At 64.4% G+C, this 19226-nt stretch carries 18 protein-coding genes; 8 read left to right on the top strand and 10 right to left on the bottom strand.

The window, feature by feature from the left end:
* Nucleotides 1–347: 347 nt before the first annotated feature.
* Entirely contained in the window at nt 348–1406 is a 1059-nt protein-coding gene (locus KVT37_RS21430; RefSeq protein ID WP_217576722.1) for a UDP-glucuronic acid decarboxylase family protein, read from the top strand.
* Nucleotides 1403–2524 (top strand): UDP-glucose 4-epimerase GalE, encoded by a 1122-nt coding sequence (gene galE, locus KVT37_RS21435; RefSeq protein ID WP_217576724.1) that lies wholly within the window; start codon nt 1403–1405, stop codon nt 2522–2524. The genes KVT37_RS21430 and galE overlap by 4 nt, the downstream gene beginning before the upstream one ends.
* A 169-nt stretch (nt 2525–2693) precedes the next feature.
* On the opposite strand, the gene KVT37_RS21440 is transcribed toward galE, so the two are convergent.
* Nucleotides 2694–3302, bottom strand: coding sequence for a DUF995 domain-containing protein (locus tag KVT37_RS21440; protein WP_217576727.1), 609 nt, complete (start codon nt 3300–3302; stop codon nt 2694–2696).
* Nucleotides 3303–3648: 346 nt separating this feature from the next.
* On the opposite strand from KVT37_RS21440, the gene KVT37_RS21445 reads away from it, so the two are divergent.
* The 3 genes from KVT37_RS21445 (at nt 3649) to KVT37_RS21455 (ending at nt 7350) form a co-directional block, all read left to right on the top strand.
* Nucleotides 3649–5211, top strand: coding sequence for a glycosyltransferase family 39 protein (locus KVT37_RS21445; protein WP_254634178.1), 1563 nt, complete (start codon nt 3649–3651; stop codon nt 5209–5211).
* 121 nt (nt 5212–5332) lie between these two features.
* Entirely contained in the window at nt 5333–6250 is a 918-nt protein-coding gene (locus tag KVT37_RS21450; RefSeq protein WP_217576731.1) for a lysylphosphatidylglycerol synthase domain-containing protein, read from the top strand.
* A gap of 5 nt (nt 6251–6255) precedes the next feature.
* Nucleotides 6256–7350, top strand: coding sequence for a glycosyltransferase family 2 protein (locus tag KVT37_RS21455; protein WP_217576733.1), 1095 nt, complete (start codon nt 6256–6258; stop codon nt 7348–7350).
* 106 nt (nt 7351–7456) lie between these two features.
* On the opposite strand, the gene KVT37_RS21460 is transcribed toward KVT37_RS21455, so the two are convergent.
* Nucleotides 7457–7861 carry a hypothetical protein gene (locus KVT37_RS21460; protein WP_217576735.1) on the bottom strand — a complete coding sequence of 135 codons (405 nt, stop codon included), beginning with the start codon at nt 7859–7861 and terminating at the stop codon, nt 7457–7459.
* Between the two features lie 255 nt (nt 7862–8116).
* On the bottom strand, nt 8117–9997 hold the full coding sequence (locus tag KVT37_RS21465) for a glycosyltransferase family 2 protein (RefSeq protein ID WP_217576737.1): 1881 nt from the start codon (nt 9995–9997) through the stop codon (nt 8117–8119).
* Between the two features lie 571 nt (nt 9998–10568).
* Here KVT37_RS21465 and KVT37_RS21470 point away from each other — a divergent pair.
* From KVT37_RS21470 to KVT37_RS21480, 3 genes are all read left to right on the top strand, one after another.
* Nucleotides 10569–11480: a glycoside hydrolase family 26 protein gene (locus KVT37_RS21470; RefSeq protein ID WP_217576739.1), complete on the top strand. Its 912-nt coding sequence runs from the start codon at nt 10569–10571 to the stop codon at nt 11478–11480.
* A 142-nt stretch (nt 11481–11622) separates the two neighbouring features.
* Complete coding sequence (locus tag KVT37_RS21475; protein ID WP_308642701.1) at nt 11623–12111, top strand: DUF995 domain-containing protein; 489 nt, start codon at nt 11623–11625, stop codon at nt 12109–12111.
* 106 nt (nt 12112–12217) lie between these two features.
* On the top strand, nt 12218–13375 hold the full coding sequence (locus tag KVT37_RS21480) for a hypothetical protein (protein WP_217576743.1): 1158 nt from the start codon (nt 12218–12220) through the stop codon (nt 13373–13375).
* 7 nt (nt 13376–13382) lie between these two features.
* On the opposite strand, the gene KVT37_RS21485 is transcribed toward KVT37_RS21480, so the two are convergent.
* From KVT37_RS21485 to KVT37_RS21515, 7 genes are read right to left on the bottom strand one after another with little or no spacing between them, the layout of a single operon-like run.
* The gene (locus KVT37_RS21485) at nt 13383–13688 is read right to left on the bottom strand and encodes an addiction module antidote protein (protein WP_217576745.1); all 306 of its coding nucleotides are present in this window, start codon (nt 13686–13688) and stop codon (nt 13383–13385) included.
* A gap of 2 nt (nt 13689–13690) precedes the next feature.
* Nucleotides 13691–13978, bottom strand: coding sequence for a type II toxin-antitoxin system RelE/ParE family toxin (locus KVT37_RS21490; protein ID WP_217576747.1), 288 nt, complete (start codon nt 13976–13978; stop codon nt 13691–13693).
* Nucleotides 13979–14030: 52 nt separating this feature from the next.
* Nucleotides 14031–15026: a Rieske 2Fe-2S domain-containing protein gene (locus KVT37_RS21495; protein ID WP_217576750.1), complete on the bottom strand. Its 996-nt coding sequence runs from the start codon at nt 15024–15026 to the stop codon at nt 14031–14033.
* Nucleotides 15023–16138 (bottom strand): GNAT family N-acetyltransferase, encoded by a 1116-nt coding sequence (locus KVT37_RS21500; RefSeq protein WP_308642702.1) that lies wholly within the window; start codon nt 16136–16138, stop codon nt 15023–15025. Before KVT37_RS21500 ends, KVT37_RS21495 begins: the two co-directional genes overlap by 4 nt.
* Nucleotides 16139–16164: 26 nt before the next feature.
* A complete protein-coding gene (locus tag KVT37_RS21505; protein WP_217576754.1) occupies nt 16165–17421 on the bottom strand; it encodes a F390 synthetase-related protein in 1257 nt (418 codons plus the stop codon).
* A complete protein-coding gene (locus tag KVT37_RS21510) occupies nt 17418–18242 on the bottom strand; it encodes an MBL fold metallo-hydrolase (protein WP_217576756.1) in 825 nt (274 codons plus the stop codon). The genes KVT37_RS21505 and KVT37_RS21510 overlap by 4 nt, the downstream gene beginning before the upstream one ends.
* Nucleotides 18239–19222, bottom strand: a complete 984-nt coding sequence (locus KVT37_RS21515; RefSeq protein WP_217576758.1) for an NAD(P)-dependent oxidoreductase — start codon at nt 19220–19222, stop codon at nt 18239–18241. The genes KVT37_RS21510 and KVT37_RS21515 overlap by 4 nt, the downstream gene beginning before the upstream one ends.
* Between the last annotated feature and the right edge of the window lie 4 nt (nt 19223–19226).

The following is a 19226-nucleotide window of genomic DNA, read 5'->3' on the forward strand; positions in this document are numbered from 1 at the left end:
GCCGCGCTAACCTGTTTCGACCCGTCTATCGTTAACCAATCGCAAAGACGTGTGGTTAACGAAACGCTAATTTAGTTGACTACTCAGCCGACCGGTATATCTTTATATGCGTTGGGTGTGCAATTTGGGCGAGCAGTCCGCGGTGGTGGCAACCGATTCGTGGATCGCGACTTAGGGGCGAAGGGACGCGCAAGCGGCAAAATAAGCCGTAAGGCGACGAACCCCGCGAACTCATAATCTTCGACGCACATCAGTGCAGCGATTCCGCACATGCGGAGGAATCGCGGTTTTGACCTGATCGGGCGAGGCCCGTCCGGAACGTGTTGTGTGTGCGTACGAGGGTTGCCATGAATAGGGTCATCAAGGTTCTGAAACCGGTCGGCTCGGGTCGAAAGAACATCGATCGCGGACGTGCCCTGGTTGCGGGCGGGGCGGGTTTCCTGGGCTCGCATTTGTGCGAGAGGCTGCTCGCCGACGGCTATGAAGTCATCGCGCTGGACAATTTCCACACCGGCAAAAGATACAATCTAGCCGGCATCGCACGCGACGCCGCTTTCACCTGCGTCAAGCACGACGTCATCGACACCTTGCCGATGGATCTGGCCGTCGACGAGATCTACAACCTTGCCTGCCCTGCCTCGCCGCCACACTACCAGGCCGATCCCATCCACACATTCAAGACCAGCGTTTTGGGCGCGATCAATCTTCTGGAACTCGCCCGGCGCCACGGCGCCAAGATATTCCAGGCCTCCACCTCCGAGGTCTATGGCGATCCGCTGGTGCATCCGCAACCCGAGAGCTATTTCGGCAACGTCAACACGCATGGCCCGCGCGCCTGCTACGACGAGGGCAAGCGTTCGGCCGAAACGCTGTTCTACGATTATTCGAGGACATACGGCATCGACGTGCGCGTCGCGCGCATCTTCAACACTTACGGGCCGCGCATGCAGCCCGACGACGGCCGCGTGGTGTCGAACCTCATCGTCCAGGCGCTGCGCGGCGACGACCTCACGGTCTATGGCAGCGGCACGCAGACACGCTCCTTCTGCTATGTCGACGACCTGATCGATGGTTTCGTGCGGCTGATGCAGGCGCCGGCGGCTCCGAAACATCCGGTCAATCTCGGCAATCCTGGTGAGTTCACCATCATGGAATTGGCCGAGCTCGTTCTTGACTACACGAATTCCCGCTCGCGCATCGTGCACCGGCCGCTGCCGGTCGACGATCCCAGGCAGCGCAAGCCCGACATTTCCTTTGCCAGGCAGCATCTTGGCTGGGAGCCGAGAGTCGCGCTCAGCGAAGGATTAGCCCACACCACGGCCTATTTCGAAGCCCTGTTGGGCGGCCGCCGGCTTGCGGCTCAGCATGGTAGCCGCCCGTCTGTTCGGGAGGCGGTGGTGCAATGACACCCGTTCTGGTGACGGGTGGCGCCGGCTTCATCGGCAGCCACACCTGCAAGCAACTCGCGGCGGCCGGCTATTTGCCGGTGGTCTATGACAATCTGAGCCGCGGCAACAGGAAGGCGGTGGCCTGGGGTCCGCTGGCAGTCGGCGACATTCGTGACCGCAATGCCCTCCAGCAAGCCATCGAGATCCACAAGCCGCAGGCGATCATCCATTTCGCCGCGCTTGCCTATGTCGGCGAGTCGGTCACTGAACCGGCGGACTATTATTCGGTCAATGTCGGCGGCACGATCGCCGTGCTCGACGCCGCGCGTGCGAACGGCATCGACAACATCATCTTCTCGTCAAGCTGCGCGACCTACGGCATGCCCGAGGCGCTGCCCGTGCGCGAGACCTCGTCCCAGCATCCGATCAGCCCTTACGGCCGCAGCAAGCTGATGGGCGAAGAGATCATCAAGGACTATGCCTCGGCCTACGGGATGAAGTACGCGATCCTGCGCTACTTCAACGCCTGCGGCGCCGACCCCGAAGGCGAGCTCGGCGAATGGCATACGCCGGAAACCCATCTGATCCCCAGGGTGTTGATGGCCGCGTCGGGCATGATCGAGGCGATCGAAATCTTCGGCACCGACTATGAGACCGCGGACGGAACCTGCGTGCGCGACTACATCCATGTCAGCGACCTCGCCCGGGCGCATCTCAAGGCCCTGCTGCATCTGGCTGCCGGCGGCGAAAGCCTCGCGGTCAACCTCGGCACAGGCCGCGGCATCTCGATCAAGGAAATACTGGGGGCGGTCGAGCGGATCACGTCCCGGCCGGTGCCGGTCGTGTACAAGGCGCGCCGCCCCGGCGATCCGGCCGGGCTTTTCGCCGATCCCGGGCTTGCCCGCAAGCGGCTGGGCTTTGCCGCCGAGCTTTCCGACATCGACACCATCGTCAGGACGGCAGCGCCCTTCTTTGGGCTCGCTCCGGTCTTGCGCGCTTCCGGCGCTCCGGCCGTCATGCCGCGCGCGAAGCGCGCGTCGCGTGGCGCGAACGCCATCACCAAACGCCGGCCCGCAAGGCCGACGGTCGGCCCTGTGAGTAATGTGTCGGGGCGTGGGCTCGCTGAGGTCGGCTAAGGCCATCTCAGCGAGCTCCTATTTTTGCAGCCAATTGCCTGGGCGCAATTCTGGACGGCGGCTGCGGCGAAGCCGCAGGGCCTAACCGCCAAGCACTTTTCCTGGAATTGCTCTTTGTTTCAACGCAACTCCGGACGGAAAACCGCCAAGCACTTTTCCTGGAATTGCTTTAACCCTTGCTGTCGACCAGCTTGCGCGTCTCATCGAATTGCGCGCCCTTGGTGTTGCCCGCCTCGAACTTCTGGTGCTCGTCGGCGGGATCGTCCTTGGCGTGCTTGAAATCATACCACGTGCCGTCAGGGTCCTTGCGCTGCTCGATATTGCCCTTCTCGACGCGATGGCTGTAGCAGGTGCGCTGCGGCTTGGTGGAATAGGTCTTGGACCGCCAGGCCAGCTCCATGCACATCTTACCCTTTTCCGTCACCAGCCAGCGGCCCTCGCCGACGGCGGGCGAATCCTCCCCTTTCGTCCAGGCATGCAGGCGCCTGTCCATGCCGAAATAGGCGGCACCGTTCTTCCAGTTCCAGGTGCGGTCGGCATAGAGAAGTTGCAGCTCGAAAGCCGACGGAGCGCTATCGGGCTTGGCGGCGGCCTCGACCGGCGCATTGTTCTTCGCCGCTGCCGCCTCGGCGGCGCCGCTAAAGGCGAGTTGGCCGCAGGCGACCAGGAGCGGAACCAGCCAGCCGCGTCTCGCGAGCCGGTCGGTCCTGCCTGACCCGGCTCGACGCGGTTCGCATGGCGATGTGGTCTCAGGTGCCGTCCCGATGAGCGTACGCATATCAATACCCCCCTCTCGACCCTGATACGGTCGGGTCGAGGATTAACGATCTGGAAGATGTTTCTTCGGGCTTTCCGCGATCCGTCACGATGCCCGGGCCCCGTCGGCCCGACGGCGGAGCGATCAGCGCCCTTCGATCCATTAACTGCCGCGCGCGGCGCGATGTCAACTGACTCGAAGTCGAAGTGATCACTACAAGCCCCTAGTTAACCACGGATATTACATTCTTGTGATAGTCTGACACTGTTTGGCATTTGCAAGGCGCCAGAATAGCTTCGGTGGGAGGGGGCTCCACATGACAGACAATGCGGAAACGAGCGGGTCCCAAGTCGCGGCGTTTGCCGGCATGCGCCGGGCTGGCGGCGCCGCTCGTATCCACACGGTGATCCTGCTGGCGATCTTGCTGGTCGCCGCCGTCGCGCGTTTTCACAACATTACCCAGCCGCTGGTCGACGCTTTCAGCTGGCGCGAGACAAGCACGGCGATGATGGCCGACAATTTCCAGCAGCGCAGGTGGAACATCTTCTTTCCCGAGGTCAGCTGGACCGGTCCGGGACCCAGCTATCAGGGCCGGGAATTCCAGATCGTCAGCTATACCACCGCTTTGCTCTACCAGCTCTTCGGCTGGCACGACTGGTTCGGCCGCATGGTTGCCGCGCTGTTCGGCATGGTGACGGTGTTTTCGCTGCACCGGCTGACCGCGCTCTGCTGCGACGAGGCGCATGCGCATGCGGCGGCACTCGCCTATGCGCTGATGCCGGGGCCGGCGATGATCGACAGTTCGTTCCTGCCCGATCCATCGATGCTTGCCCTGGTGACAACAGGCGTGTGGCTGTTCGTGAAATACTGGGCCGGGGGCAAGCCGTGGCTATTGCCGCTGGCAACGCTGAGCTTCACGCTTGGCGCGACGGCCAAGCCGCCCGGGCTCGCCGCCGGCGCCGTCATCGTCTACCTGATGGTCTGCTGGATCGTGATGGGCAGACGCAGTCAGGCGGCCGGAGTGTTCGTGGCCGGGCTGCTGAGCTTCGCCGTCATCGCCGCCTATTTCAGCTGGGCGATCTATCTCGGCCGCAGCTACCCGCCCTACCACGTCGCCGGCAGCGGCTATATCTGGGATGCCGGCTTCTGGACGTTCTTCAAGAACAGCTTCTATCTCAAATCCGTCTGGAATACCTCGGTCTGGTGGTTCTACGGCTATCCGTTCATGGTGCTGATCGCCGTCGGCTTCTGGATGCCGCCAAGGCCCGGCGAAGAAACCGGCGAGCCAGCCCTTTCGGCCGTTCCCTATGTGTGGCTCGCGGCGGCGGCGATCGTCTATGTCGCGGCGGCGCGCGAAATCACCAGCAATCCATGGAACTACCACATCTTCAACGTGCCGCTGGCGATGTTCTGCGGCCGCGGCGCGCTGGTGCTGGCGACGCTCGGCACCGGAACGGCGCTCACCCCGGCGGTGATACTGCGCTCGGTCTTCATCGCGGCATTGGCTCTGGCGCTTTCGACCTTTCCCCTGCTCAGAACGATGAAGGCGCCGATCGCCATGAACGGCAAGCGGCTCGGCGAGGAGCTCGCGCGCCTCGTCAAGCCCGGCGAGCTTGTCGTCGCCATCGCGCCGGAAGTCGGCGACCCGGTCGCGATCTACTACAGCCGGGCGCGCGGCTGGGTGTTTCCGCCCGGCGGCGGCGATGTCGAATGGTCGAAATTCGTCGAGGACGATGCGACCGCGATCGCCCAGCTCGAAGACCTGCGGACCCAGGGCGCGGACTATTTCGGCACCGCCAAGGAGGCTGCCGACAAACAGGACCGGCGGTTCGTCGAACATCATGACGGGGTGATCGACCACCTCGACAAGACCGCCACCAAGCTTGTGGATTCGGATACGCTGCTGGTCTATAGGATCACCCGCCCCTGACGGAGCGCCGGCTAGAGACGGCAAGCCAGGGCTGCAAGGCAATCCGCGGGGAAGCCGTGGATTTCGAGCCGCCGGTCAAGCCGCACCAATGCGGCGACGGTGGACATCATCGGAGAATTGGTTGAAGCGAGCGATATCGATAATCGTCACCCTGGCGCTGCTGGCATGGCTTGCCAGCGACTCGCGCTGGAAGATGGTGGGCGATGCCTTCGCCTCCATCACGCCCGGTGCCTTCGCGGCGGTGGCGGCGGCGCTGTTCGTGACCTACGTGCTCAGGGCACTGCGCGTCTGCGACGAGTTCCGCGACGACATCAACGGCCGCTTCGGCGCCACGCTGCGCGTCATCCTGATCCACAACGCCATGATCAACATCGTGCCGTTTCGCGGCGGCGAGACGGCCTTCCCGATCCTGTTGCGCCAGGTGTTCGGCGTATCGATCGTGCGCGCCAGCGCCTCGCTGTTGTGGTTCAGGCTGCAGGACGCCTTCGTCGTCGGCGTGCTGGCCTGCCTGGTCTGGCCGGGCCTGCATACGGCGCTGAGAGCCGCCGGCATCGCGGCGCTGATCGCCGCCGCATGGTATCTGCCGCGCTGGGCGCGCGCGCCGCACAACTGGACGGCCGGCGGCAGGATCGTCTCGAAATTCGGCAAGCTGCGCGACATCTTCACCGAAGCGACGGGGCGCTCGCGCTACGGCTGGTGGTGGACCATCGCCAACTGGACGCTGAAGCTCGGCGTGCAGGGCTGGCTGCTCGCGATGCTGCTCAACACCTCGTTCCAGACCGCCTTTCCGGGCGCCGTCGGCGCGGAAGCCGCCGCCATCCTGCCGGTGCAGGGCGTCGCCGGCTTCGGCACCTATGAGGCGGGCGCTGCCGCCGCGCTGCTCTATTCCGGCATCGCCATGAAGGACGGCCTGCAGGCTGCGCTCGCGCTGCATCTCTTCATCCTCTGCTCGGCGGTCGCAACCGGTGCGATCGCCTGGCTGTTCCCCTCGAAATCGACGCTGCCGGAAAATCCGGCGGCGGGACCGGCAAGGAAATGACCGCCATGAACGTGCTTCCCATTCCGGCTTCCGGATTGCCCGAGGGCGCCGTCATGCCCGAGCACAAGCTCTCCATCGTCATCCCGATGTACAACGAGGCCGACAATGTCGAGCCGCTGCTGGTGCGCATCCATCAGGCGATGGAAAACTACAGCCAGCCCTGGGAAGTGGTGCTGGTCGACGACGGCAGCACCGATGCCACGCCCGCCGAAATCAGGCGGCTGGCAGCTCAATACGGGCCGCATGTGCACGGCGTGGAGCTGGTGCGCAACTACAAGCAGACCGCCGCCATGCAGGCCGGCCTCGACGCCGCGCGCGGCGACGTCATCGCGACGCTCGACGGCGACCTGCAGAACGATCCGTTCGACATTCCGCGCATGGTCTATCGCCTGCTGACCGAGGATCTCGACCTCGTCGCCGGCTGGCGCAAGAACCGCAAGGAAGGGTTCTGGATGCGCCGCCTGCCGTCGCGCATCGCCAACAGGCTCATCGCGCGCGTCACCGGCGTGCAGCTCAAGGATTATGGCTGCAGCCTGAAAGTGTTCCGCGGCAGCGTCATCCGCAGCGTGCGGCTCTATGGCGAGATGCACCGCTTCATTCCGGCGTGGCTCGCGACAGTGACGACGCCTCGCCGCATAGCCGAGGAAGTGGTGACGCATCACGCACGCATCCACGGCCAGTCGAAATACGGCATCTCGCGCACCTTCCGCGTGGTGCTGGATCTCGTCTTCATGTTCTTCTTCCTGCGCTACCGCACCAGGCCCGGCCATTTCTTCGGCGGCATCGGCATCGTGCTCGGCGTGCTCGGTACGCTGATCCTTGCCTATCTGTTCGCGATCAAGGTTTTCTGGGGGCAGGATATCGGCACCAGGCCGATGCTCATCACCGGTTTCTTCCTGGTGATTGCCGGGCTGCAGGCGGTGACGTCGGGCGTGCTCGCCGAGATGCTGTCGCGGGTCTATCTCGAGGCCAATGGCGCGCTCGCCTATGTGGCGCGGCCGCAGCCCGCGCATGGCGAGGGCGACGGCTGGCACTGGCCGAGCAGGCCGGCTACGGCCGCGACGGCACGCGGCAAGCCATCCCGTTCCCGTTCGAAGTAATTGCCGCGCAGCGCGCGGCGACCGGAGGGCAAGGGGTAGCGGGCCGGCAGCGCGCCCATCCCCTCGCCCCCGCGGCCATGCCCCCCGACTGTATCGCGCGGGTAGCTTAACGCGCCCGGCAGGCCGCGCGCTGGCCGAAGCCGCTCGGGCCGCAAATCCAGGGCGAATGGCCAAGCAGCGGACCGACGCTGCCAAGCGTGTAGGAAACCTTGACCGGCGCCGGCCGGTAGAGCCGCTGCGGGCGCACGAAAGCCGCATAGGCTTCTTCCCTGACGCGCGTCACCCTGGTCATGCGCGTCACCGGCTTGCGATTGACCACATGCAGCCGCCTGTTCTTGACGTGGTGCATCTTCTTGCCGAGCTGCTGGGTCACCGGCTTGACGCTGAGCGAGCCGGTTTTCATCGTGTCCATGCTCTGGCAGCCCGACACCATCGAGACCAGTGCAACAGCGGCAAGCGCGACGGCGTATCTTCGGCCGACCGCTGCCGTGCTCTTTGCGAATTTCAACATTGCCATCCCCTGCCACATTTTTTCTTGATGGAGCGCGGAGATATATTCTCCCCGCTTCTCCTTCATGTTGCGCAAGCGGCGTCACATCCACTCGCGTCGTGGCTTAATATTAGAGGAGACTTATTAAAATTCGCGCAAACGACATGATGAGTGCCGTCTTTCGGCATCAAGCCGATGTTTATTAAAATTTGATCTTTTGGGAAGGCAGGCACGCGCCTGCGAATGGGACGTGCCGGGACGACGCGCGCCCAGGTCTCAGCGCGGCGTTTCCCAACCGGGGTCGAAGTAGAATTTGCGCGAGCCGATGTCGCCCATGCCGGCGCCTGAAATCACATAGGCGATCCTGACGACGCGAAAGCCGCCGGCGCCCTGCTGCAGGCCGTAGATCCCCTCCAGCCCGCGATCATAGAAACCCGCGACCGGCACGACGAGCGCGACCAGCGCCAGAGCGGCATGCAGGGCGAATTTCGCGGCGTTGGCGCGCAGCGATATGCTGTTTTCGGCGATGTGCCTGGCAATGATCACCACGACCAGCAGACCATAGAGAAAAGCGTTGAAGGCGGCGAACCAGTAGAAGCCGGTGGCATCGAAGGGATGCCTGACGACAAGCACCGGCAGCGCCGCGCCGACGGCAAGCGCCACATAGGGCATGAATGCGCGCGCGGGCAAAAGCTGCTTCGGGCCGCTGCCCTTCGGCGTGACGCGGAAATCGACGAAGGATTTCGTCACGTAGTCGCGGATCGCCGACAGCGTTCCCCACAGGACCCAGGGCCAGCGCGCGAAGAACAGGAACAGCGTGCCTTCCCAGCTCACCGTCTTCGCCGTCATCGGCCGCGACAGGCCGAAGGCCTTGAGCATGACGACCAATCCGACCAGCGCCACCGAATTCGGCAGATAGTAGACGACAAACTCGGCATACATGACGTTGGCGAAGTTGCGCCCCGTGAACAGCGCGTAGATCGGCATCGCGTACATCATCAGCGCAAACAGCGCGAACAGCGGATACCAGAGCTGGCAGAACAGGAACTGGAGTTTCAGCCGCGGCGGCAGCTTGTGGAAATATAGCGGCGTGTATTCGAGCAGGATGGTCATCAGGCTGCGCGACCATTGGAATTCCTGGGTGACCAGGTCGGCAAAGGTCTGCGGGCCGTCGCCATTGGCGATGGCGTCGATAGCGTGCACGCCACGCCAGCCCGCGGCATTGATGAGCATCGAGGTGGAATGATCCTCGGCCAGTTCCGGTCCGAGGCCGCCGGCCTGGCGCAGAGCCTTTGTCCTGACCGCATAGTGCGAGCCGATGCAAAGCGGCGCGCCGCCGCCGGTATGGCCGGATTGCAAGGGGCCGTGAAACATGCCCTCCGGAAACAGCCGTCCACGCGCGGCCCAGCTTTCGTCGGCATTGTTGTCGCAGATGCTTGGCGCCGAGACATAGCCGACGGCGGGATCGGCGAAGGGGTAGAGGATTTCCCTCAGATAGGTCGGCGTCGGCACGTGATCGGCATCCATCTGGGCGACGAAGTCGTAGCGCTCATAACCGTAGCTATCGTAGAAGAAGGCCAGATTGCCTTCCTTGCAGCGGGTGCGGCGCGGCCAGGTCTGGCGGTGATAGTCCTCGCGGCCGCGCCTGGTCGAAATCAGCACGCCATGCGCGTCGCACCAGCGAACCGTCGCCTCCGATGGATCCTCGTCGGCAAGCCAGGTGTCGTGCGGATAGTCCTGTGCCAGCATCGCCTCCAGCGTGCGCTGGACCACGGCAAAGGGTTCGGACGGCGCCTTGGTGACCACCATGGCGACGCGCGAGCGCTTCGGAATGGCGTGCAGCTTCGACGACTTCCTGGAGGCATGGACGTTGAGCAGGAAATACATCGGCATCAGCGTCAGCCAGGCGAGCACCAGGGTGGCGAAGGCATAGGGTCCAATATTGCCGATATGGGCGGGCCGCAGCCACCAGGACCAGAAGAATGCCAGCGTGACGAACCAGAAAGCGAGGCCGAGCCGCAGGATCAGTTGCTGGCGGGACGTGAGAACGGGCACAAGGTAAGGGCCCTTGGGGCCGAGGCCGGTCGAAACCTCGCCAGCCTGGCCCAATGACCTCGTTTTGCCGCCGACAACGCCGGCATCCGCAGATACGCCCATACTACCCGCCGCCCTGCCCGCCCGGCTAAGCCGGGCGAACGCACTCACCCAGCTATAGATTCAGCTTAAGCTAATGCAGAGTCAACAGAATTAGGTTTTCGTTAACCAAGCTTGTTGGGAATTGGTTAACCTACCCCTGGCCTGCACGCCTTGCCCTTTCGGGCATGGACGCGACGGTCGACCTTTTGCCGGCTTGAATTGAGAGCGTTTCCGTTGCTGGCGGTCGACCTAACCACCCTCGCGGTTAACCATGTCGGCACCAATAAGGTTAAGTAACGGTTAATTGCGCTTGACTCTCGCCGAGCATAGGCTCTTATATGAGGAAGGGTTAATATCGTAACGTTGACGCGAATTTGTGAGTATCGCGGCGACCTCTTCTCAAGGCCCAGGTGTCAGGCCTCGAGAGACCACATAGTGGACGGCATGGCTTGAGGCGCGCCAGTCCCAGTCGCTCAGAAAACCCGCATCTTTACGTCGGCAACCGATATTTGGGTTTGCGTGCCGGTTTCGGTCGGTACGTTGTGGCAAGCTTCAAGGTCCGGCGGGACACTGAAGCCCATGGGAGGCGAGTATGAAACTCTCCACTGCAACCGCGCTTGTGTCGGCGCTCATTCTCGGCGTGGCCTTGCCGGCTTCGGCTGGATCGCCGGCCGGGACGGATCCTATCAAGACGGGCTCGGCCGCGTCGGCATTCGGTTCGTATGATCCTTATGGCGACTTCAGCAACGACAAGACGGCCAGCATCGAGGAACTGTTCCTGCCTTGGGAAGACGTCGACCTGTCGACGCTGCCGCTTGCCGACGCCTATGCCCAGCAGCGCGGCCGCTCGCTGCTGATCACCATCGAGCCATGGACCTGGTCGAAGGACTGGCGCATCACGCCGCCCGAACTGAAGAACGGCATATTGAGCGGCAAATACGATGCCAACATGCAGGCGATCTGCAACCTGGTCGGGCAGATGAAGAGCCCGGTCACCATCCGCTGGGCGCAGGAAATGGAAGACACCAATGGCCGCTTCACCTGGGCCAACTGGGCGCCGAAGGACTGGATCGCCGCATACAAGCGCGAGGTCGACCTCTGCCGCAAGGCGGCGCCCGCGGCGAAATACATGTGGTCGCCCAAGGGCGTCGAAGGCTTGGAGAAGTATTATCCCGGCGACAACTATGTCGACGTGATCGGCCTGTCGGTATTCGGCCTGCAGAAGAAGGACAACGATGAGGTCGGCCGCGACCGGACGTTCGAAGAGTCGCTGAAGCCCGGTTACGACCGTGTGGCCGGCTTCAACAAGCCGGTCATCGTGGCCGAGCTCGGCTATGTCGGCAAGCAGGACTACGTCGCGAAATGGGCGGATGATTCCCGCAAGTCCTATGCGGAGTTTCCGGCCCTGACCTCGGTCGTCTACTTCAACCAGAAAGAAGTGTGGCCGTGGCTGGGCGGCTATGGGCTGCCCGACTGGCGTGTGACCCAGCACGTGCTGCCATAGAGGCGGCAGACCATGCTCGTCCCGGTCAGACCGGGACGGGCTCCGGCTAAAAATGTTAAAGTGGGGTTGCCGCCGAGTTGGCTCGGCGGAGGGTGAAGCGTATGCGTAAATCAGTCGGCGGGGTAAAATCGTGAAAAGCGCAGTGGGGAAATTTGTCGGAGCGGCGCTCGCCTGCTCCGTTTTTGTTATCGGCCTGCAGGATGCCGCAATGGCCAAGGCCACGAACAGGATCGGCGACAAGGCGGCGAAGGCCACCGCCGTCTCCGACGAAGGCATCTATCAGCTCTACAAGAACCGTTCCTGGCGTTGGGGCAATCACGGAGCCGCCTATTTCGCGGTGCCGAAGCGACAATTTACTGCCTGGTCCACCGAGGACAAGCCGAGCTACGGCGAGGGTATCTGGTTCATGCCCGGCAGCGGCAAACTGTGCTTCCGGGCCACCTGGCGCGGTTCGTGGGGCGCCAAGACGTCCTTGAGCTGCTTCGAGCATCGTCAGGCCGGCAAGGTGATCTACCAGCGCAAATCTCCGAGTGGAGATTGGTATGAGTTCAGGGACCGGCACGGCAAATCGAGCCTGCGCAATGGCGACTACGCCAGCAAGAAGGTGAAACGCTTCAAGGCGAAGCTTTAATCTATCCGCACGGAACGCCCATGCCGGTCGGCATGACGACAGCGCGATTGCCAGGCATGGCTATTTCGCGCAACGGTCGTCGCGGCTGAAACGACCGCGTGACCGAATGCCGGGGGCTGACGGAACCATCCTGATTACCGGTGCGCGCGCGCCGGTGGCGCTGCATCTGGCGCGCCTCCTCCAGGGCGCCGGCCACAGGGTGATCCTGGCCGACACGCCGGCGCGGCCGATCACGGCGGCGAGCAAGGCCGTATCGCGTTACCACCGGCTGCCGCCGCCGCGCTTCGAGCCGCGGGCCTATGCCGACGCGGTTGAGGCGCTGATACGGGCTGAAAACATCGGCCTCGTCATCCCGACCTGCGAGGAAGTCTTCCACCTTGCGCTTGCCTGGCGCGGCAGGGCCATGCCGGCAAAACTGTTCACGCCCGATATCGAGTTGCTGGCGCAGGTCCACAACAAACACGGCTTCATCCGGCTCGCCGAACGGCTCGGGCTGGCGGTGCCGGAAACGGCGTTGCTCGGCTCGCGCGACGATATCGAGGCTGTGCGCGAGCGCTCACGCGCCCTGGTGTTCAAGCCGGCATGGTCCCGCTTCGCCAGCCATGTCCTGCTGCGGCCGCCGCCGCAAGCGCTCGATGCGATCGCGCCCTCGCTCGCCATGCCCTGGGTGGCGCAGCGTTTTGTCGAAGGCGAGGAGATCAGCGCCTATGCGGTGGCGTGTGAAGGCCGGCTCAAGGCGCTGGCGCTCTACCGCTCGCTCTACCGCGCCGGCAAGGGTGCCGGCATCTTCTTCGAACGGGTCGAGGACGATGCGGCGCGCGAACTGGTCGAGCGCATCGTCGCCGGCACTTCGTGGACCGGGCAGATCTCCTTCGACCTGATGCGCGAGCCGAGCGGCCGCGTGCTGCCGCTCGAATGCAATCCGCGCGCGGTCAGCGGCCTGCATTTCTTCCGCGATCCGGCGCGCTTCGTCGATGCCGTGCTCGGCGACGCTCCGGAAGTCACGCCCGACCTCAGCGCGCCGCAAACCGTGCGGCTTGCGATGTGGATTTATGGACTGCCGGCCGCCTTGCGCTCAGGCGGCCTCGGCCGCTTTCGCCAGGCGATGCGCGAGGGCCAGGAATTGCTCGACTGGCCGGGCGATTCCGCGCCGGTTAAGGCACAATGGCCGGCGCTTGCGGAGATTGCGGGCGTGGCATTGCGCGAGCGTATCAGCCTGCAAGCGGCGTCGACGCGCGATATCGAGTGGAACGGGCCGGGCTGAGATGCTTTTATGCCCTGAGCGAACCAGGGCCGATGGGCTTCACATCGAGCTGCAGACCAAGTGCCTTGGTAACACCCAGTAGTGTGCTGAGGCGCGGATCACCCTTCTCGCTCAGTGCCTTGTAGAGCGCCTCACGCGTAACGCCAGCTTCTTTCGCCACGGCCGTCATGCCTATGGAACGCGCTACATCGCCGAGCGCATGCGTGATGAGCGCAGGATCACCATCCTCGAAGGCAGCCTCGATGTAGGCTAGGCGATCCTCCGGGGTTTTCAGGTGATCGAGGATGTCGAAGCGAGTGGTTTCGAGAGGCATCGTCATATCTCCTTTGCCATCTGTTTCGCTTTGGCGATGTCGCGCCTTTGGCTGGACTTATCGCCGCCACAGAGCAGGATGATCACGGCGTTTCCCATCTTCACAAAATAGAGCTGGTAGCCCGGGCCATGGTCGATCCAAAGTTCGCCGATACCATCGAAGTATTTGACATCACCGACGTTGCCGATCTCGACCCGACGGATGCGGGCAACGATACGCAGGCGCGCCGCTGTGTCGCGAAGTCCAGCCAACCAGTTGGTGAATTCGTCGGTCTGCCGGACCTCGATCATTCGTGAACTATAATTTACAGAAACTATCCAATCAATGCCTGTGAACTATAATTTACAGTTCGATGTGATGCACCTTCGGCTCAGTCGCCGTCGCCGGCATTTTCCCTTCTATGATCGCGGCAATATCTCGGCGCAGGAAGTCGAGCGGCCCGATCACCGGCAGGGATTGCGGCGGCAGCCGGGCGTTGTCGCTTGCCGATTTCAGCACCCGGCGATCCTGATGCAGCGCGATGGTGAAGAGCGGCTTGAAGGCGAGCGCCTTCAGCTCGCCAAGCAGGCCCTGGCGGCGGCCGATCAGCCAGCCGACGCCCTCGACGGTGCGCTCGTCGGCCTGGCGCAGATGGAAGGTGGTGGCGAGCACCAGGCCGTCCTTGCCCCAATATTCGAGCTCGGCGATGCCGGGATGGCGGAAGCGGCCGATGGTCCTTGCCCGCTCGCCCTCCAGGAGCCGGCTGATCAGGCCCTGCTGGCGGTCCTCGCCGGTGTAGCTCGCCTCGACCCAGCCCTCACCGCCGGTCACCTCGACCCGCACCAGGTGGCGTTTCGAGGTGAGGCCGCGCAGCAGTCCCTTATGGGTGAAATGGGTGTGGGTGGCATCGAGGATGTTTTCCGCCGCATCGATGACCGTCGACTGGGTCGATGAGCGCACCCGCCGCACGATGATGTCCTTGCCTTGCATGCAGTGCAGGTAAGGCTCGCCTTGCGGCGTACCCGACGAGATGAAGACGACGCCGTCGCGCTCGATCGCAGCGTAGCGGCGGACCCGGTAATGCGGCATGGCGCCGACATGGCCGGGGATCGCCGTGCAGCGTCCCTCGCCGTCATAGCGCCAGCCATGATAGGGGCACTCGATCTCGCTGCCGACGATCTTGCCGGTGGACAGCTCGACCAGCCGGTGCGGGCAGCGGTCGAAAAGGGCGGCAATGCCTTGCGCCGTGCGGAACAGCACCACGGGCTCGCCTTCGAGCATGATGCGCTTCGGCCGCTTACCGATGTCGGCGGACAGCGCCACTGCCTGCCAATGAGCTTCCGCGTGGCGCTCGCTCACAGCTCGAACCTCCTGAGCAGGGGAATGCCGACCAGCGCTAGCACGGTCTCCATGATACGAACCGCCACGCGCCGACGGCGCGCAAGATGCCCGGCATAGACCGCGTTGTATTCGATCGCCGCGACCGCGCCGCGCCGGCGTTTGAAACCGGCGGCGCCGGCGCTCATGTTGAAGAACAGGCCACGCGCAGTGGCGTGGTCCTGCGCCATCGCCATCGCCATGCGATAAAGCCCCTCCCCGATCGGCAGGCCGGTGTCGTAGCCGACGATCGGCTGGGTCAGCGTGCCGCCGTTCTCGAAGAGACCGGTGACGGCGACCAGCTCGCCGCCCGGCCGGCGCAATCCGGCCAGGCTGATGATGCCGCGCCGGTGCATTTCAGCGATATAGCGAGCGGTGTAGTGCGGGTTGAGCGGCGTGTATTTGTCGAGATAGAGCATGGTGTAGAGCGCTTCGGCACGGGCATAATCGGCCTCGGTGAAATCGCCGTTGCCGACCCGCTCGAACGGCGTTGCGCGCAAGCGGGCGCGATCGCGCTTCATGTCGCGCGTCATCGCTGGCGCGGCGCTGCGGTCGGCGAAGATGTAGATCTGCCGTGCCGCCAGCATGCGGAACCCCTCGGCCTTCAAGGCGGCAATGGTCGCCGGATCGGCGATGTCGTTCAACGAGCGGATGACGATGGCGCGATCCGGGAAGCGCGTCGTCAGGACCGAGCGAAGCGACGCAACCGTCGGCCGGTCGAACAGCGGCACCGGATTGGTCGAATAGAGCCAATTGTTGACCTGCGCCTGACGGTCGAGGCCGCTCGCCTTGACCAGCGGCGCGCATGCGCTAATCAGCGCGTTGAGCGCGCGCTTGAGCAGCGGGTGGGCGGCGAAGTTGCGCGTCTCGTCGATCGCGTAGTTGATATAGGCGCTGGTCGGGCAGCAGATATAGCAGTTGGGCGCATCATCGGCATCGTTCAGCGTCAGCGGAAAAATGCGGCCGGCGGCTTCGAACGTTTCCACCTTCGTCCTCAGGTTGGCGATGAGATCGCGCACCGGCATGTCGTTGAAAAGGCGTACGAAAGCCGCGACTTTCGCCGGCTTGTTATCGACCCGGTCGGGCTGCTGCACGGCCCTCTCCATCATCGCCGCGCCACTCACCGCGCCAGCTCCGCGCGGTATTCGACGCGGCGCAATTTGCGCCCTGTTTCCAGCGGCAGCGAAGCGCGGACGAGCGTGACGATCGCGGCCGCCTTTCGTATTTCCAGGAGCGCGCGGACTGCATGATGAGCGGCAGCCGCCGCGTCGTCCGCGAGCGTCGGCGGAAGTCTGAGCTCGACTCTGTCCGGCCCGGTCTGGACGAGGCGGAAATCGTCGATGCGGCGGTCGGCATTGAGCACGGCATTGCGCAGCACATCGGGCGTGACGAGGATCGGGCCGTTCGCCGAAGCAAGACGGAAGACATCGTCCATGCGGCCGACGATTTCGTCGACGCAGCGCAGCGGCGAACCGCAGCCGCAAGGTTCTTTGGACAAGCGCAACAGGTCGTTCATCCGGTAGCGCGCCATGATCTGCGTCCGGCGGCGAAAAGCCGTCACCAGCGGCGCCACCAGCCCCTCGCCCGCCGGTTCGAATTCGAAGAAGACGGAGTCTTCCGCAAGATGCAGGCCGCCTTGCCGGCAGGTCACGGCGAACAGGCCTTCGGTCGCCATATAGATCTGATCGAGCGGCAGCCGGAAGAAATTCTCGATAACCGGACGGTCGACCGGGTCGAGCGTTTCGGCGGAGGAGAAGACACGTTTAGGCCGGAGCTGGAAGTTTTCGGCCGCGAAATACCGGAGGATCTTGGGCGGCGCGATGATGACCGTCGGGTCGAAGGCTTCGAGCGCGCCGCGCCAGCTTTCCGGTCCCACTGTCAGATCGAAGAAGGCGAGCTTGATCAGGCGCGATTTGCGGGCGCTGTCGTAAAGCCCGGTGTTCTGCGGCAGGATGACGGCGACGCGCATGCCGCGCCAGAAAAGATCGGGCGCCGCCTTGGCGAGGATTGCGCCCAGCCAGCGGTACTTTTCGGCCTCGGAAATCACGAACAGGCCGCGATTGCCCGACGTGCCGGTGCTGGCGCCGACGGTGAGCGCACCGGCGCGCCCGTCACGCGCCAAGACCGCCCAGGCTTGCGTGGCGGTCAGGCCGTGGATGTTGAAATCCTCGAAGCGCCCTATCAGCAGCGCCTTGTCGGTTACCGGGAGGTCGGCAAGCCGGGTCGGCGCGTGGCGATAAAAAGGCGCGCGCGGCAGGTCGCGATCGAGGAAGCGGCGCAAGGCAGTCGCCTGCCAGCGTTCGAAGTCGGGGCGGCTCTTGCGCGAGACCCAGCGCGTCAGGGCGAAGGAGCCGACCGCTTCCGCCAGCCCGTTCATGCTGCCTCCGGCGCGAGGTCATAGGGTGTCGGCGCGGGATCATGGCAGAGCATCACCTCGCCACCGGCAGCGAGGAAGCGGCGAAGCATGGCGCTGGTCGGCTCGATCGCCGCCGCATCCTCGGCGATCAGCGTGGCCGGGAAACCGGGCGTGCGCTTTTCGATCAAAGCGGAGAGCAGCCATTGCACATCGACGGCGTAGAGCAGCGGCCGGTCGAGGCCGTTGAACAGCAAACCGAACTGGCCATCGGCATGCCCGGGAAGATCGACCGCGATCACGCTGCCGTCGCCGAAGAGATCGGCGCCGCCTGGGGTGTCGCCGTGCGCCGCGACGCGAGGCTTCGCGGAGATGCCATCCAGCCGGGCGTCGAAATCCGCAGGGAAGAGTTCTGTGAAGACGCCATGGCGCAGATTCTGCCTGGAACTGCGCGCTTTGACCCGTGCCCAGGCGGCATCGCTGGCGATGAAGCGCGCGTTGCGGAACAGCGACAGGCCGGAAATGTGGTCGGCGTGGAAATGGGTGACGACGACGGCGCGGATATCGTCAAGCGACAGACCGAAACGCCGCAACACAGGCAGAACCTGCTCGTCGACGTTGAGCTGCGGTTTGAGCAGCGCACTGTAAAGCCGCAGCATCCGGCCACGCCTCTCCCCTAGAAGAGCTTCGGGCGTGTAGCCGGTGTCGATGAGCACCGGACCGGCAGCCGGGTGGAAGATCAGCCCGTAGCGGACGCGCAGCCTGACGCTTTGCCAGCCGCCGCCGCGCAGGATCAGCCGCTCTGCTGCACTCACCCAGGCGCTGTTGGCGAAGACGATCCTCATGGCCCGACCCCGCCGATGAACGTCCGGTCGAGCCCTTGTTCGAACGAGACTTTCGGCACCCAGCCGAGCATCCGCTTCGCCTTGGAAAGATCGAGACTCTGCGCATAGGCAAAGAGGCCGAGGCCGTAGCGCGTGACCGGCGGCTCGGGGCGGCCGGGCAGCCGCAGCGCCACCGCTTCCATCAGGCCCGCCGCCAGCATCGCCGGCACGAGCGGCATCCGCCGCCAGCGCGCATGCAAGCCGGCGCGCATGCAGGCCTCGTCGGCGATGCGGCGGACCGGCAGCACAGCGCCGCCGGAAATGTTGAAGACCTGGCCCTCGGCCTCCCCGGGTGCGGCAAGCGCCGCCATCACCGCATCGACGACATCGTCGACGTGAGTGAGGTCGATGGCCGCGCAACCATCGCGAAACAGCGGCAGCGGCCTCGTTCTTGCCGCCTTGATCAGGCGCGGCAGCAGCGCCCGATCGCCTTTGCCGTAGATGCCGCGCGGCCGCAACACCACTGCATGGACGGCGGGCCGGCCGAGCACGATTGTCTCCGCCGCACGCTTGGTGCGGGCATAGTGATTGACGGGTTCCGGCAAAGCCATGTCCTCGGTCAGGCCGAGTTGATCGCGGAAGGCAAAGCACACGGACGGACTGGAGATGTGGACGAAACGGCTGACGCCTTGCCGCCCGGCGAAATCGACGAGGTTGCGCGTCGCCGTGACGTTCGCCGCCTCGAAATCCGCGAGCCGGCCGAAGGGCGAAGAGAGCGCCGCGCAATGGATGATCCGTTCGACCCTGCCAAGCCTCGGATCGAGCGCGGCGTCGAGCGGCTGCTCCAGATCATGGCGGATGATGCGATGGCCGGCGACTTCGAGCGCGGCGCAGCGCGCTTCATCGCGGCCGAGGCCGAGCGCCAGCGTGCCGGATGCGGCCAGCCGCTCCAGCACATGGGCGCCGAGGAAGCCGCTTGCGCCGGTGACGAGGACGGCCATCGCT

Origin of the sequence: Mesorhizobium sp. GbtcB19, from assembly GCF_019091085.1 — a bacterium.
Classification (GTDB): domain Bacteria; phylum Pseudomonadota; class Alphaproteobacteria; order Rhizobiales; family Rhizobiaceae; genus Mesorhizobium.

Coding starts and splice junctions, on each gene's coding strand:
- KVT37_RS21430 (WP_217576722.1), top strand. CDS start 348: ATGAATAGGGTCATCAAGGTTCTGAAACCGGTCGGCTCGGGTCGAAAG.
- galE (WP_217576724.1), top strand. CDS start 1,403: ATGACACCCGTTCTGGTGACGGGTGGCGCCGGCTTCATCGGCAGCCAC.
- KVT37_RS21440 (WP_217576727.1), bottom strand. CDS start 3,302: ATGCGTACGCTCATCGGGACGGCACCTGAGACCACATCGCCATGCGAA.
- KVT37_RS21445 (WP_254634178.1), top strand. CDS start 3,649: ATGCGCCGGGCTGGCGGCGCCGCTCGTATCCACACGGTGATCCTGCTG.
- KVT37_RS21455 (WP_217576733.1), top strand. CDS start 6,256: ATGAACGTGCTTCCCATTCCGGCTTCCGGATTGCCCGAGGGCGCCGTC.
- KVT37_RS21460 (WP_217576735.1), bottom strand. CDS start 7,861: ATGTTGAAATTCGCAAAGAGCACGGCAGCGGTCGGCCGAAGATACGCC.
- KVT37_RS21465 (WP_217576737.1), bottom strand. CDS start 9,997: ATGGGCGTATCTGCGGATGCCGGCGTTGTCGGCGGCAAAACGAGGTCA.
- KVT37_RS21470 (WP_217576739.1), top strand. CDS start 10,569: ATGAAACTCTCCACTGCAACCGCGCTTGTGTCGGCGCTCATTCTCGGC.
- KVT37_RS21480 (WP_217576743.1), top strand. CDS start 12,218: ATGCCGGGGGCTGACGGAACCATCCTGATTACCGGTGCGCGCGCGCCG.
- KVT37_RS21485 (WP_217576745.1), bottom strand. CDS start 13,688: ATGCCTCTCGAAACCACTCGCTTCGACATCCTCGATCACCTGAAAACC.
- KVT37_RS21490 (WP_217576747.1), bottom strand. CDS start 13,978: ATGATCGAGGTCCGGCAGACCGACGAATTCACCAACTGGTTGGCTGGA.
- KVT37_RS21505 (WP_217576754.1), bottom strand. CDS start 17,421: ATGAACGGGCTGGCGGAAGCGGTCGGCTCCTTCGCCCTGACGCGCTGG.
- KVT37_RS21510 (WP_217576756.1), bottom strand. CDS start 18,242: ATGAGGATCGTCTTCGCCAACAGCGCCTGGGTGAGTGCAGCAGAGCGG.
- KVT37_RS21515 (WP_217576758.1), bottom strand. CDS start 19,222: ATGGCCGTCCTCGTCACCGGCGCAAGCGGCTTCCTCGGCGCCCATGTG.